Origin of the sequence: Agrobacterium pusense (genome assembly GCF_013285525.1) — a bacterium.
Taxonomy (GTDB): Bacteria; Pseudomonadota; Alphaproteobacteria; order Rhizobiales; family Rhizobiaceae; genus Agrobacterium; species Agrobacterium pusense.
In genome coordinates this window covers 2377702-2391403 of record NZ_CP053856.1, presented here as the reverse complement: position 1 = coordinate 2391403, position 13702 = coordinate 2377702, and the positions used below count along the sequence as shown (strand labels likewise).

At 59.5% G+C, this 13702-nt stretch carries 12 protein-coding genes; 5 read left to right on the top strand and 7 right to left on the bottom strand.

Annotated features, from left to right (window positions below):
* Nucleotides 1-4: 4 nt before the first annotated feature.
* From HQN82_RS11630 to HQN82_RS11610, 5 genes are all read right to left on the bottom strand, one after another.
* On the bottom strand, nucleotides 5-1282 hold the full coding sequence (locus HQN82_RS11630) for a TRAP transporter large permease (protein WP_045533426.1): 1278 nt from the start codon (nucleotides 1280-1282) through the stop codon (nucleotides 5-7).
* 4 nt (nucleotides 1283-1286) lie between these two features.
* Complete coding sequence (locus HQN82_RS11625) at nucleotides 1287-1817, bottom strand: TRAP transporter small permease (RefSeq protein WP_004444021.1); 531 nt, start codon at nucleotides 1815-1817, stop codon at nucleotides 1287-1289.
* A gap of 21 nt (nucleotides 1818-1838) precedes the next feature.
* The gene (locus tag HQN82_RS11620) at nucleotides 1839-2999 is read right to left on the bottom strand and encodes a fumarylacetoacetate hydrolase family protein (protein WP_045533424.1); all 1161 of its coding nucleotides are present in this window, start codon (nucleotides 2997-2999) and stop codon (nucleotides 1839-1841) included.
* Between the two features lie 196 nt (nucleotides 3000-3195).
* Nucleotides 3196-3912: a FadR/GntR family transcriptional regulator gene (locus HQN82_RS11615; protein ID WP_045533422.1), complete on the bottom strand. Its 717-nt coding sequence runs from the start codon at nucleotides 3910-3912 to the stop codon at nucleotides 3196-3198.
* Nucleotides 3913-4031: 119 nt separating this feature from the next.
* Complete coding sequence (locus tag HQN82_RS11610; RefSeq protein ID WP_112765653.1) at nucleotides 4032-5477, bottom strand: FAD-binding oxidoreductase; 1446 nt, start codon at nucleotides 5475-5477, stop codon at nucleotides 4032-4034.
* A 200-nt stretch (nucleotides 5478-5677) separates the two neighbouring features.
* Between HQN82_RS11610 and denD the strand changes: the two genes are divergently transcribed.
* From denD to HQN82_RS11590, 4 genes are all read left to right on the top strand, one after another.
* Complete coding sequence (gene denD, locus HQN82_RS11605) at nucleotides 5678-6664, top strand: D-erythronate dehydrogenase (protein WP_037090136.1); 987 nt, start codon at nucleotides 5678-5680, stop codon at nucleotides 6662-6664.
* Nucleotides 6661-7563, top strand: a complete 903-nt coding sequence (locus HQN82_RS11600; protein WP_006698294.1) for an NAD(P)-dependent oxidoreductase — start codon at nucleotides 6661-6663, stop codon at nucleotides 7561-7563. The genes denD and HQN82_RS11600 overlap by 4 nt, the downstream gene beginning before the upstream one ends.
* 9 nt (nucleotides 7564-7572) lie before the next feature.
* A complete protein-coding gene (locus HQN82_RS11595) occupies nucleotides 7573-9357 on the top strand; it encodes an IlvD/Edd family dehydratase (RefSeq protein ID WP_112765652.1) in 1785 nt (594 codons plus the stop codon).
* 110 nt (nucleotides 9358-9467) lie between these two features.
* Nucleotides 9468-10442 carry a threonine ammonia-lyase gene (locus HQN82_RS11590; RefSeq protein ID WP_112765651.1) on the top strand — a complete coding sequence of 325 codons (975 nt, stop codon included), beginning with the start codon at nucleotides 9468-9470 and terminating at the stop codon, nucleotides 10440-10442.
* Nucleotides 10443-10453: 11 nt separating this feature from the next.
* On the opposite strand, the gene HQN82_RS11585 is transcribed toward HQN82_RS11590, so the two are convergent.
* Complete coding sequence (locus HQN82_RS11585) at nucleotides 10454-11557, bottom strand: NAD(P)/FAD-dependent oxidoreductase (RefSeq protein WP_173614906.1); 1104 nt, start codon at nucleotides 11555-11557, stop codon at nucleotides 10454-10456.
* A 227-nt stretch (nucleotides 11558-11784) separates the two neighbouring features.
* Here HQN82_RS11585 and HQN82_RS11580 point away from each other — a divergent pair, with 227 nt between their 5' ends.
* Nucleotides 11785-11928, top strand: a complete 144-nt coding sequence (locus tag HQN82_RS11580; RefSeq protein ID WP_004443999.1) for a hypothetical protein — start codon at nucleotides 11785-11787, stop codon at nucleotides 11926-11928.
* Between the two features lie 76 nt (nucleotides 11929-12004).
* On the opposite strand, the gene HQN82_RS11575 is transcribed toward HQN82_RS11580, so the two are convergent.
* Nucleotides 12005-13183 (bottom strand): M20 aminoacylase family protein, encoded by a 1179-nt coding sequence (locus HQN82_RS11575; RefSeq protein ID WP_162699294.1) that lies wholly within the window; start codon nucleotides 13181-13183, stop codon nucleotides 12005-12007.
* Between the last annotated feature and the right edge of the window lie 519 nt (nucleotides 13184-13702).

Here is a 13702-nt window from a genome sequence, read left to right as displayed (position 1 = left end):
TCACTTAACGTAGGTACTGCAGAGGCACGAGGACGATGTCCGGGAAAATCACCAGCAGCGCCAGCACGATGGTTTCGGCGACGAGGAAGGGCCAGACACCGATCGTGACCTTCCCGAGCGGGATGCGGCCGACGCCGCTGACGACGTTCAGCACCACGCCAACCGGCGGGGTAATCAGGCCGATGGCATTATTGATGATGAAGAGAACACCGAAATAGACCGGGTCGATGCCCGCCTGCTTGATGATGGGCATCAGAACTGGCGTCAGGATCAGGATGGTCGGCGTCAGGTCAAGCGCGGTGCCGACGACGAAGACCAGCACCATGATGACAGCCATCAGCAGCATCGGACGGTCGATCAGCGGCTCGATGTAACCGGCAACTTCGTTCGGAATGTTCGCAGCTGTGATAAGCCATGCGGAGACGAGGGCCGCGCAGACCAGGAACATGATGATCGAGGTGCTCTTGGCGGCGCGCAGGAGCACGTGGAACAGGTCCGCCGGCTTCAGTTCGCGGTAGATCACCATGCCGACGAAAAGCGCATAGGCGGCAGCCACGACGGCGGCTTCCGTCGGCGTCATGATGCCGGCCTTGATACCGCCGAGGATGATGACGGGCATGCCGAGCGCCCAGCCGGCGCGGGCCGTGGCTGTAACGCGTTCCTTGGCCGTGGTTTTCGGCAGCGGCTTGACGTTATCCTTGCGCACCACGATCAGCCAGGCGACGATCAGTGAGATGCCCATCAGAATACCGGGTACGATACCGGCAAGGAAAAGCTGGGTGATCGAAACGTTAGCGGCGACACCGAAGACGATGAACGCCATGGACGGCGGAATAACCGGGGCGATGATACCGCCGGCTGCGATCAGGCCGCCGGAGCGCGGAATATTGTAACCGGCCTTCGCCATCATCGGGATGAGGATTGCGGCAAGGGCTGCGGTATCGGCTGCGGCCGAACCGGAGATGCTGGCCATGATGATGGCAGCGACGATGGCCACGATGCCGAGGCCGCCCCTGATATGGCCGACCAGCGCGATCGCAAAGTCGATGATGCGGCGGGACAGGCCGCCGGAATTCATCAGTTCGCCAGCGAGGATGAAGAAGGGAATGGCAAGCAGGGTGAAGGTGTCTGCGCCCGAGATCATGTTCTGCGCGATGATCGCGGTGTTGAACATGCCCATATACCACATGAGCACGACGCCACAGAACATCAGCGAGAAAGCGACGGGAACGCCAATGGCCATGGCTCCCAGAAGAGAGCCGACAAAAACGAAAAGTGTCATGGTATCAGCGCTCCGAAAGCTGTTCGATCGTCAGGTTCTCGCCCGCAAACTGGGCGATTTCGTCTTCCGTCACGCGGCCCGTCAGAAGGCGGTACAGGCGTTCCAGCGCGATGACGAACATCAGGCCGCCGGTGAACATGCCGATGCCATAGACCCAGATCATGGAGAGCTTGGTGACGGGGGCGTGCATGCTGGCGTTGATGCCGGACTGTTTCCAGGTGCCCCAGAAGAAGATGGCGGAACAGGCCAGGATGATGATGTTCGAGATGATCATGCAGACGATTCGGGCGCGGCGCGACAGAAACATCACGAGCGTTTCAATACCCATATGGCTGTTCTCGCGGAAGGTCAGCACCGCGCCGAGGAAGGTCAGCCACACAAAGAAGTAGCGTGACAGCTCTTCCGAGACATTGATGCCGGAATTCATCGTGTAACGCATGACGACGTTGACGAAGACCATGATCGACATGCCAGCAAGCAGCGCGACGAGAATGATTTCGAGAATCCGGTAAAAGAGATTGATGGTCTTTTGCATTTTCCCCTCCCGAAGAAATATCTAGAGTAGCCCTCGTTTCGCCAGGTTGCGCATCAGTGCCGCGGTGCCGAACGTCCATTCCGGGCATTCGTCAGTCGTCGTGACCCAGTTGATCAGCTTACCGAGCTTGGGCGTGGAGATTTCGACACGGTCACCCTTTGAATGGGTGAAGCCGAGACCTGGGCCATGGCGGTCCTTTACCGGCGCGAACATCGTGCCAAGGAAAAAGACTGCGCCGTCAGGATATTGGTGGTTACGGTTCAAGAGCTGCGAAGCGAGGTTTTCGGGCGTGCGGCTGATCGCCTCCATGGGGCTGACGCCCGTCATGGTGAAACCATCCTCTCCTTCGACCAGAAGAGAAATCTGCGCCTTCTTCACATCTTCAATGCTGAAGTTGCCATCGAACAGGCGGATGAACGGGCCGATTGCGCAGGAGGCATTGTTGTCCTTCGCCTTGCTGAGCAGCAGGGCGGAGCGGCCTTCGAAATCGCGCAGGTTGACGTCGTTGCCGAGCGTCGCGCCGACAATGCGACCGTCAGAGGTGATGGCCAACACCACTTCCGGCTCAGGGTTGTTCCACTGCGATTTGGGATGGACGCCGATCAGGGCACCACAGCCGACGGAGGCCATGGCCTGCGCCTTGGAGAAGATTTCCGCATCCGGGCCGATGCCCACTTCCAGATATTGCGACCAGAGGCCCATTTCCTGAAGCAGTTTTTTCACCTCGGCGGCTTTTTCTGAGCCGGCCTCAAGTCCCTTGAGGTTGTCGCCGAGAACAGGCGCCAGCCGTCCGCGAATTTCCTGCGCACGCAGCGGATCGCCTTTGGCCTGCTCTTCGATTACGCGTTCCAGCATACTGTCGGCAAAGGTGACACCTGCAGCCTTGACGGCCTGAATATCGTTGGGGGCGAGGAGTTCGCCGGCTGAGCCGTCCAGAAATGCGTCCAGTGCGCCTAAGGCGACGAAAGTACCGGTGTCGTTGAGCTGCTCCACCAGGTCGGTCTTCTCCAGAAGCTCTGACATGGTCGGAGAAACAGATGTGAGGTCATAAAGCACGCCATCCTTGAGGAGGACGGGGCAGGGGCCGCCTTCGCTTTTCGACCAGACGCGGCCGACCAGCAAAGCGTTTTCATAATCCTCAGGCAAAATTGCGGTAGCGTCGATCGACCTTACGCCGGCCATGTATATCCTCCCCTTTCAGACTTCCGACAGGCCGCCTCCTGCGGTCTTATTGTCTGGATGTCTGACAACCTAATCCTATTCTTCTTAGTATGACTTTTCGAGCGAGTCTAGCGGTCTCGCGGACAAATTTATCATGTATCGCTCATGAAGCGCGGAAACCTGTCCTATAGCTTGACTGCCAGTGCCTTTTTTCCAGTCAGAATATATCCAGCTCCAGATTGACGCGGCTCGCCGCACCAATCAGATGCTTGCGCATCGCGCTCTTGGCCGCGGGCGCATCAGCTTTTTCCACGGCCTCGTAAATTGCCACATGTTCGGCAATCGTTACCTCGAGAATTTCCCCAAAAACCGCCCGGGAGAAAGCGATGTTGATGGCGGAACTGATGCGCTCCGCAATGAAGCCGAGGAACATCAGGAAATATTCGTTTTGTGTGGCCTCAGCCAGAATACGGTGGAAGTCCAGATCGGCGGCAACGCCTTCCGTCGACCAATCGTCGGCGGTTTTCATCTTTTCCAGTGCCTCGGCCAGTCGCGCCAACTGCTGCGGGCTACGATGCAATGCCGCCAGCCCCGCTGCTTCTATTTCCAGCGGCATGCGAAGCTGGAAAAGATCGCGGAAGTTCTCCGGATCGTTCAGCCGGGAGCGCTCGATACGGATGGACAGTCTCTGCCGGGGATCGGTGACGAATGCGCCCACGCCCTGCCGGGTTTCGACGAAACCTTCATTGCGCAATTGTGCTATCGCCTCGCGGATGACAGAGCGGCTCACCCCGAAGGTTTTTGCCAGCACATGTTCAGTCGGCAGCCTGTCGCCCGGCCCGAGTTTCGAATCGTTGATCTCGCGTGCGATCTCTGCGGCGATGCGGCCGGGGAGATGGTCATTGCGATGTATCTGATTGAACTCCAGCGTCATGGTTGCTCCCGTTCCACAGAAACGATTGGTTCGTTTTTCCCGCTGCAGACGACTTCCTCCTTCGCCGTCAGCGGGGTTTTTTAAGGCGGCGTTTTTCAGCCGCCTCTGCCGTACCTTGATTAGCTATCCGGTTGCAGGGTTATCTGGCAACCGGGATTCATCCGCAAATCAGGGTCGAAGGTGTTTTTCAGGCCAGTGATCATCCGCCGCTGCACGTCAGATAGCCGGCTTTCGAAATCCGAGCGTTTCAACCGGCCGATGCCGTGCTCGGCGCTGATGCTGCCGACGTAACGGTCGAGGACGTCATTGACGAGCGTTTTGGACTTGTAGATGAATGCTTCGCGCTCTTCCGGCGTCGAGCCGTTCGGCGGCAGTACGTTGAGGTGGACGTTTCCGTCTCCCACATGGCCGTAGGAAACAGCGAGGCACTCCGGCAGTTTTTCCGCCAGTTCCGCTTCAGCTTCGGCCACGAAAGCCGCGAGTTTTGACAGCGGTACGGAAATATCGGTGCGCATATGGCTGCCGCGCAGCGCCTGGCCTTCGTTCATGCCTTCGCGGAATAGCCAAAGCGATTGCGCCTGCGCCCGTGACGATGCGATGACGCCATCCAGCACCAGCCCGTCTTCCATGACGCCTTCGAGGAAGCGGCCCATCAGGTCTGCGGTGTCGACCAGGCCGGAGCCTGAAATTTCCATCAGTACATAGGCCGGGTAGTCACCGGCGATCGGCATTTTAAGGTCGGGGATTGCCTCGATCGCCAGCGTGAAGGCGACCGGCGGCATAAATTCGAAGGCAGACATCAGGTCGCAGCATTCGCGACGGGCGCGACGGTAAAGCTTGATGGCATCGTCAAGCGAATTGAGGCCGAGCAGCGCCGTTTCGACGTGTTCCGGATTGGGATAAAGCTTGACGGCAACGGCGGTGATAATGCCGAGCGTTCCTTCCGCACCGATGAAAAGCTGCTTCAGGTCGATGCCGCGATTATCCTTGCGCAGCGTCGACAGCCCATTCCAGATAGTGCCATCCGGTAGCACCACTTCGAGACCCAGGACCAGTTCGCGCGTCATCCCGTACCGCAGCACATTGATGCCGCCGGCATTTGTGGAGACATTACCGCCTATACGGCAGCTACCCTGGGCCCCAAGTGATAGCGGGAAGAACATACCCTTGTCCTGCACCGCGTCCTTGAATTCCGAGAGAATGCAGCCCGCTTCCACGACGGCGGAAAAATCGTCGCTGTCTATGGTGCGGATGGCGTTCATGCGCTCGAGGCTCAGAACGACCTGGCGTTTAGGCGCATCAGGAATGCCGCCGAGTACAAGACCGGTATTGCCGCCCTGAGGGATGATGGCGAGTCCGAGTTCGGCGCAGGCGCGCACCGTATCAGATACTTCCTCCGTCGACCGGGGACGGATCACGGCTACAGCCGAACTGGCGACGTCGCCATGCCAGTCCCGGCAATAACGCAGCATGTCCTCCGGCGACGTGAGCACCAAAGCCTCGCCCAACCTGTTCTTCAGCGAGAATCGCAATTCCCCGATATCGTGTTCGCTGACGATCGTCATTCCACCCTCTCCGCTCAATCCGCCCTGAAATGTCCGGGCAAGGCTTCTTCGCCCTTGCTTTTGCCGGTTTGTGAAAAAATACTATTTTCAACTCGATCATATAAGGTTATCAGACAACCTTACAAGCTAATTTATCGGTCGGTTGGCTGATGATGTTTTTTCGGTCTCGGGAGAACGACCGGGACAAAGAGGAGGAAGACATGCATATCGCAATTATTGGCGCCGCTGGCATGGTGGGCCGCAAGCTGACGCAGCGTCTCGTCAAGGACGGGTCACTGGGTGGCAAGGCGGTGGAGAAATTCACGCTTATCGACGTGTTCCAGCCCGAAGCGCCTGCCGGTTTTTCCGGTGCCGTCGATGCGCGCGCGGCCGATCTTTCCGCATCTGGCGAAGCCGAAAAGCTGGTCGAAGCCCGTCCGGACGTCATCTTCCACCTTGCCGCCATCGTCTCCGGCGAAGCCGAACTCGATTTCGACAAGGGCTACCGCATCAATCTCGACGGCACGCGTTATCTCTTCGATGCCATCCGCCTTGCCAACGGCAAGGATGGCTACAAGCCGCGCGTGGTCTTCACCTCCTCGATCGCCGTCTTCGGTGCGCCGCTTCCCTATCCGATCCCGGACGAATTCCACACCACGCCGCTGACCAGCTACGGTACGCAGAAGGCTATCTGCGAATTGCTCCTGTCCGACTACAGCCGCCGCGGTTTCTTTGACGGCATCGGCATTCGCCTTCCCACTATCTGCATTCGTCCCGGCAAGCCGAATGCGGCTGCCTCCGGCTTCTTCTCCAATATCCTGCGCGAGCCGCTGGTTGGCCAGGAGGCGGTTCTGCCGGTGCCGGAAAGCATTCGCCATTGGCACGCCTCGCCGCGTTCCGCCGTCGGTTTCCTTATTCATGGCGCCACGATCGACGTAGAAAAGGTCGGCCCGCGCCGCAACCTGTCGATGCCGGGCCTCAGCGCCACCGTCGGCGAGCAGATTGAGGCACTGCGCAAGGTGGCGGGGGAAAAGGCCGTCGCCCTCATCCGTCGCGAGCCGAACGAGATGATCATGCGCATGTGCGAAGGCTGGGCGCCCGGTTTCGAAGCCAAGCGTGCCCGCGAACTGGGCTTTACGGCGGAAAGCTCCTTCGAAGAGATTATTCAGGTTCATATTGAGGACGAACTGGGAGGTTCACTGAAATGAGTGTCGGCGGGGAGGAGAAGAAGCGCTCGGTCGCCTTTATCGGCACCGGCCTGATGGGAGGGCCGATGGCCCGGCGCCTGCTGGGTGCGGGCTTTTCGGTCACGGTCTGGAACCGCAGTGTCGATAAGGCCGAGGCTCTTGTTGCCGATGGCGCGGTCGTCGCGGCATCGCCGGCAGATGCAGCCAAGGGCGCCGATATTGTCATCACCATGCTGAGTGACGGCAAGGCCGTGGGCGAGGTGCTGTTCGAGGCCGGCGTGGCCGAAGCGCTGAAAAAGGGGGCTGTCGTCATCGACAGCAGCTCGATTGCGCCGCCGATCGCGCGTGAACACTCCTCCCGGCTTCAGGCGCTTGGCATCCATCACGTCGATGCACCGGTTTCGGGCGGTGTGCCGGGCGCGACGGCCGGTACACTCGCCATCATGGCCGGTGGAGACGAGGCGCTGATCGCGGATCTTGCTGATGTCTTTGCACCGATGGGCCGGCTCACCTATGTGGGTCCCTCGGGTGCCGGCCAGCTCTGCAAGCTCGCCAACCAGCAGATCGTCGCCATTACGATCGGCGCGGTTGCCGAAGCGATGATGCTGGTGGAAGCGGGAGGAGCCTCTCGCGAAGGTTTCCGCAACGCCATACGTGGCGGCTTTGCCGAAAGCCGGATACTGGAATTGCATGGCGAACGCATGGTGAAGCGCAATTTCGTGCCGGGTGGTCCATCCAAATTCCAGCTCAAGGATCTGAATGGCGTGTTGGCAACGGCGAAGGACCTGTCGCTTACCCTGCCGCTTACGCAGCAGGTGACGCGGGAATTCGACGACTTCGTTGGTGACGGCGGTGCCGATATCGATCACAGCGGCATCCTGCTTTACCTCGAAAAACTCAACAACCGCGAACAGGGCTGAGGCAGGCTTATGAGCGACGAGAAGACACCCATGCGCCGGCTGCGATCGCAGGACTGGTTCGACAACCCTGATCATCTCGACATGACGGCGCTCTATCTGGAGCGCTTCATGAATTATGGCGTAACGCCGGAAGAACTGCGTTCCGGCAAGCCGGTGATCGGCATCGCACAGAGCGGCAGCGATCTTACGCCCTGCAACCGCGTCCATGTGGAGTTGGTGAAGCGTGTGCGCGACGGCATCCGTGATGCGGGCGGTATTCCTATCGAATTCCCGACCCATCCGATGTTCGAAAACTGCAAGCGCCCGACGGCAGCGCTCGACCGCAATCTTGCCTATCTCAGCCTTGTGGAAGTGCTTTACGGTTATCCGCTCGACGGTGTCGTGTTAACGACGGGCTGCGACAAGACCACGCCCTCGGCACTGATGGCGGCAAGCACGGTCGATATTCCGGCCATCGTGCTCTCCGGCGGGCCGATGCTCGACGGTTATCATGAGGGCGATCTGGTCGGTTCCGGCACTGTGATCTGGCGCATGCGCCGCAAATATGGCGCTGGCGAAATCACCCGGGAGGAGTTTCTGCAGGCGGCGCTGGAATCCGCGCCATCGGTCGGGCATTGCAACACCATGGGCACGGCGTCGACCATGAACGCCATCGCGGAAGCGCTTGGCATGTCGCTTACCGGCTGCGGCGCAATCCCCGCCGCTTACCGTGAGCGCGGCCAGATGGCCTATCGCACCGGCCGCCGCGCCGTCGAACTGGTTGTTGAGAATATCAAGCCCTCGGACATCATGACGCGCGAAGCCTTCCTGAACGCGATCCGCGTCAACTCGGCGATCGGTGGCTCTACCAATGCCCAGCCGCATCTCGCGGCCATGGCGAAACATGCGGGCGTTGAACTCCGTGAAGAGGACTGGCAGGTCCACGGTTACGATATTCCGCTGTTGGCGAACATACAGCCGGCCGGCAAATGGCTCGGTGAGAAATATCACCGCGCCGGCGGCACGCCCGCCATCATGTGGGAGCTTCTGCAGTCGGGCAAGCTCGATGGAAGCTGTCGGACCGTGACCGGTAGAACTGTGGCGGAAAATCTGGAAGGTCGGGAATCGACCGACCGAGATGTGATCCTTCCTTACGACAAGCCGCTGAAGGAACGAGCAGGTTTCCTGGTTCTCAAGGGCAATCTGTTCGATTTCGCCATCATGAAGACGAGCGTGATCTCGGCGGAGTTCCGGCAGCGCTATCTCAACGAGCCGGGGCACGAGGGAATTTTCGAGGGCAGATGCGTGGTTTTTGACGGTTCGGAAGACTATCACGCCCGCATCAATGATCCGTCCCTCAATATTGATGAGCGTACCATTCTCGTCATTCGTGGTGCGGGGCCGCTTGGCTGGCCCGGCTCGGCCGAGGTCGTCAACATGCAGCCGCCGGATGCGCTTTTGAAAAAAGGAATCACCAGCCTGCCGACGATCGGCGACGGCCGGCAATCGGGAACGGCGGACAGTCCGTCCATTCTCAACGCCTCGCCCGAAAGTGCTGCCGGCGGTGGCCTGGCGTGGCTTCGCACGGGCGATGTGATCCGCATCGACTTCAACAAGGGCGAGTGTAACGTGCTGGTGCCGGATGAGGAGCTTGCAGCCCGCAAGGCAGACGGCATTCCCGCTGTTCCCGCGGATGCGACGCCCTGGCAGCGCATTTATCGTCAGTCGGTAACGCAGCTTTCGGACGGCGCGGTTCTGGAAGGCGCTGCGGATTTCCGCCGCATTGCCGAGAAGATGCCCCGGCACAATCATTGATCACACGACCAGAATCCCCGGCCACGTCCGGGGATTTTTCTTTTCGGGCGGTTTCGTAAATGCGTGTGACCTCATAAGGTGCCTGCACATCCGCATTATAGGGGCAGGACATGACTGATATTTCGATGATAGAAGCCGCGCGGGAGCGCATCGGCACTCAAGCGGTTCGCACGCCGCTTCTCTCATCACCTTTTCTGGACGAGATTGCCGGGCGAAAGCTCTTCGTAAAAGCTGAATGCCTGCAAAGAACGGGTTCCTTCAAGTTTCGTGGCGGCTGGTCGGCCGTCTCAGGCCTGCCTGCGGAGGTCCGCGCCAAAGGCGTCATCGCCTTTTCCTCCGGTAACCATGCGCAGGGCGTGGCGCTTGCCGCCAGCCTCCACGGCGTTCCCGCCGTCATCATCATGCCGACGGATGCGCCGAAGATCAAAATCGACAATACCCGTGCTTATGGCGCGGAGGTGGTGCTTTATGACCGCGCGAATGAGGATCGCGATGCCATTGGGGACCGCATTTCGCGCGAGCGCGGGTTGACGCTGATCAGGCCCTATGACGAACCGCTGGTCATTGCCGGGCAGGGGACGGTGGGGCTCGAGATTGCTGAACAGGGGGCGGAACTGGGTATCGATTCAGCCGAGATCCTGGTGCCGTGCGGCGGCGGTGGCCTTACATCCGGCATATCCCTTGCGCTTGCAGCGAAAGCACCGAACTATAAGGTCAGGACTTCGGAACCGGAGCGGTTCGATGATGTGGCACGCTCTCTTGCCTCGGGCAAGATCGAGCGGAACGCCACGACCTCGGGTTCGATCTGCGACGCGATCGTTACGCCGCAGCCCGGTAACATCACCTTCCCGATCATGGTTGGGCTTTGCGGGAAAGGCATCGCCGTGACCGAAGAGGAAGCGCTGCGGGCAATGGTTCTCGCCTTCAACCGGCTGAAGATCGTCGTTGAGCCCGGTGGAGCGGTGGCCCTGGCGGCGGCCCTCTTCCATGGCGATGAACTGGAGAGTGAAACGGTGATCGCAGTCGCTTCCGGCGGCAATGTCGATCCGGAGGTCATGACGGGTGCGCTGTCCCGTTTCGGCTGAGCGGGTTGGGATCAAGCCCCAAGCCGCGCCGCGACCTCGTTGGCGATGGCCAGCGAGGCAGTAAGGCCGGGGCTTTCGATGCCGAAGAGATTGACGAGACCGTTGACGCCATGCGTCTCCGGCCCGTCAATGCGGAAATCCATAGCGGGTTCGTCCGGACCTGAAATCTTCGGCCGGATTCCAGAATAGGCCGGAATCAACGCATGGTCGGGAAGGCGCGGCCAATAACGCCGTATCGCATCATCAAAACCTTCCATGCGTTGGGAATCGACGGCGTAATCGATGGCGTCCACCCACTCCACATCCGGGCCGAAACGAGCCTGCCCAGCAAGATCGAGGGTGAGATGTACGCCAAGGCCATGAGTATGAGGTGCCGGGTAGATGAGCCTTGAAAAGGGTGACTTGCCGGCCAGCGAAAAATAGCTGCCCTTGGCGAAACGCGCCTGCGGGATACCATCCTCCGGCAATCCCTCTATCTTTCTCGCCAACATCGGCGCAACAAGTCCGGCGGAATTGATGAGCAGCCGGCACGTCAGGCTGGTGGGCTCCGCGCCGCCGACGTGGATCCGAAAACCATCGCCCGCCACTTCCGCCCTTTCGAAGGGGGCGTTGACGGCCATGGCCGCGCCGTGATCCTGTGCGTCTCCGAACAGCGCCAGCATGTATCCGTGACCGTCGATGATACCGGTCGAAGGTGACGTAAGGGCTGCAACGCAGGTAAGCGCGGGTTCGAGTAAAACCGCCTGTCGTTCATCAATCAGCTCAAGATCGTTACATCCGTTGGCCTTGCCCTTCTCCTGGAGAGTGGCGAGCATGGCCGTCTCTTCATGGCTCGTGGCGACGATGAGTTTGCCGCAGCGGCGATGAGCAACGCCGTGGCTCTGGCAGAAAGCATAAAGACGCTCCTTGCCCTCCACGCAAAGTCGGGCCTTGAGGCTTCCAGGCGGGTAATAAAGGCCTGCGTGGATGACTTCGCTGTTGCGGGAGGAAGTGACCGAGCCAAATTCCTTTTCGCTTTCCAGGATGACGACGAAGAGGCCGCGCATAGCGAGTTCTCGCGCTGTCGCCAGGCCGATCACACCGGCTCCAATGATGATGGCGTCGATATCTGTCATGGTATTTTCCGTGTCCGCATTGCCTTCAGACGGAACGCGCCCCGTCGCGCTGATGCCGCGCAATGGGTAGATTGATGCTTGCCGTCCGGCAAGTTGCAATCCGTATTTTTCCCGATGCACCTATCTTATGGAATATTATCTCTACTGAAACAGTGGGGAATAAAGCTATTCTACCAGTGAAATAAGCAATGCCCGCTTTGAAGGGCCGAGCAGGAAGGGAGTGTACAATGTCTTATTCCAAGGCAGGAAAAGTAAAAGACTTTGTTTCGCAGCCCCAGTCGCCGCGCAACTGGAAAGATTCGGTTCATGCGGCTCTCGTCGGCGTCTGCATGGCCTTTGTCGCTGCCGTCATATTCGGTCTCGTTCCCTGATCCTCCCGATCTTCTCATCAGGTAATTTGAGAACAAAAGGCCGGTCGCTCCTCCGACCGGCCTTTTTCATTCCCATTCACGACTTCAGGTAATCTTCCGCAAGATCGACCCAGAAAGCGGTTCCGATTGGCAGGATTTCGTCGTTGAAATCAAATTTTGGATGGTGCAACGGCGGGTCGTTGTCGGTTCGTGCGGTGCCGAGGAAGAAATAACAGCCCGGCCGTTTCTCCAGCATGTAGGCAAAGTCTTCCGCGCCCATCGACGGGCGCTGCATTTCTGCGACCTTTTCAGGCCCGGCAAAACGGCGGGCGAGATCGGCGACATAATCCGTTTCCGCCCTGTGGTTGACGGTTGCATTATAACCGCGCTCGTAATCGATGGTGACGCTCATGCCGTAGCTGGCCGCCTGGCCTTCGGCTATCGCCCGAATGCGCTTTTCCAGCTCATCGCGCACGCCCGGATCGAAGGAACGGATGGTCAGTAGCATTTCCGCCGTTTCGGGAATGACGTTGCTGGCAGCACCGGCATGGAAGGCGCCAACGGTGACGACCGCCGACAGCTGCGGATGGATGTTGCGTGAAACCACAGTCTGCAGCGCCATGATGATGCTTGCCCCGGCAACGATAGGGTCAGCGGCATCCTGCGGTTCGGCACCGTGGCCGCCATAACCGTTGACGGTGATCTTGCACTCGTCGACCGCGGCAAGGATCGGCCCGTCGCGCAGCACGAAGTGCCCGAAGGGCAGGCCAGGGTCGTTGTGGAGTGCAAAAACCGCATCGCAGGGAAAGCGGTCGAACAGGCCGTCCTCGATCATGATGCGGGCGCCGCCGAAATTTTCCTCCGCCGGCTGGAAGATCAGATGCAGCGTTCCGTTAAAATTCCTGCGTTCGGCGATGATCTTCGCTGCGCCGAGAAGCATGGCAGTATGGCCATCATGGCCGCAGGCATGCATCACGCCCTGATTGGCACTTGCATATTCCGCCCCCGTTTCTTCGTGGATCGGCAGGGCGTCGATATCGGCTCGAATGCCAAGTGTGCGCGTGCTGTCACCATTGCGTAGCGTGGCGACAACGCCAGTGCCGGCGAGCCCGCGCGTTACCTCGTACCCCATCGCCAGCAATTGTTCGGCAATGAAATCCGAGGTCTTGAACTCGGAGAGGCCTATTTCAGGGTGACGGTGCAAGTGGCGGCGGATTGCCACCACATCCAGCATATGATTGGCAAAAGACGTCATGGTGGCGGTCTGTCTGGTCATTTTCGAAGTCCCGGGTTTCGCCGTTTTTTACGGTGCTTTTTCAAAATGACATAGCAGCATATGCATGGGCATGTAAGGGGCGCTGCAGGCACTCAGACGGCCTGAAATTCAGCGCTTGCATCGGGTCGCGACAGGTGGCATGGAACTATTGATGTCCTGGGGCATTAGCGTCTTTCGGATGTAGCGCGAACCGTTCCGGTTTCGTGTTGCCCTTCAGGTTATCAACGGGGGACCATCGGGCGTTGCGCGCACAAATTTCGCCGTCGGGGAGGGTGCGAAATCCGGTCGGAACGGCGTTGCCGGGCCGCAGGATGAGATCTTTCTGTCACCGGAAGCTCCCTGCACGCGCTGATCTCAAGCCCCACAAACAGATTGCAAACATTGTGCAGCAGTATGCGGCGCCTTCCTGCCGGACGGTCCTCTCATCCAGGCGTCCGGTCCGGTTCACCGAAGGTTCAGGATAAGTCATAAATATAGCGTGGCCGATTTTCGTGTGTGTTCCCGCCACGGACGAAATGC

What these genes read in the sequence shown, in the direction of transcription:
- HQN82_RS11630 (WP_045533426.1), bottom strand. Translation starts at nt 1,282, where the DNA reads ATGACACTTTTCGTTTTTGTCGGCTCTCTTCTGGGAGCCATGGCCATT.
- HQN82_RS11625 (WP_004444021.1), bottom strand. Translation starts at nt 1,817, where the DNA reads ATGCAAAAGACCATCAATCTCTTTTACCGGATTCTCGAAATCATTCTC.
- HQN82_RS11620 (WP_045533424.1), bottom strand. Translation starts at nt 2,999, where the DNA reads ATGGCCGGCGTAAGGTCGATCGACGCTACCGCAATTTTGCCTGAGGAT.
- HQN82_RS11615 (WP_045533422.1), bottom strand. Translation starts at nt 3,912, where the DNA reads ATGACGCTGGAGTTCAATCAGATACATCGCAATGACCATCTCCCCGGC.
- HQN82_RS11610 (WP_112765653.1), bottom strand. Translation starts at nt 5,477, where the DNA reads ATGACGATCGTCAGCGAACACGATATCGGGGAATTGCGATTCTCGCTG.
- denD (WP_037090136.1), top strand. Translation starts at nt 5,678, where the DNA reads ATGCATATCGCAATTATTGGCGCCGCTGGCATGGTGGGCCGCAAGCTG.
- HQN82_RS11600 (WP_006698294.1), top strand. Translation starts at nt 6,661, where the DNA reads ATGAGTGTCGGCGGGGAGGAGAAGAAGCGCTCGGTCGCCTTTATCGGC.
- HQN82_RS11595 (WP_112765652.1), top strand. Translation starts at nt 7,573, where the DNA reads ATGAGCGACGAGAAGACACCCATGCGCCGGCTGCGATCGCAGGACTGG.
- HQN82_RS11590 (WP_112765651.1), top strand. Translation starts at nt 9,468, where the DNA reads ATGACTGATATTTCGATGATAGAAGCCGCGCGGGAGCGCATCGGCACT.
- HQN82_RS11585 (WP_173614906.1), bottom strand. Translation starts at nt 11,557, where the DNA reads ATGACAGATATCGACGCCATCATCATTGGAGCCGGTGTGATCGGCCTG.
- HQN82_RS11580 (WP_004443999.1), top strand. Translation starts at nt 11,785, where the DNA reads ATGTCTTATTCCAAGGCAGGAAAAGTAAAAGACTTTGTTTCGCAGCCC.
- HQN82_RS11575 (WP_162699294.1), bottom strand. Translation starts at nt 13,183, where the DNA reads ATGACCAGACAGACCGCCACCATGACGTCTTTTGCCAATCATATGCTG.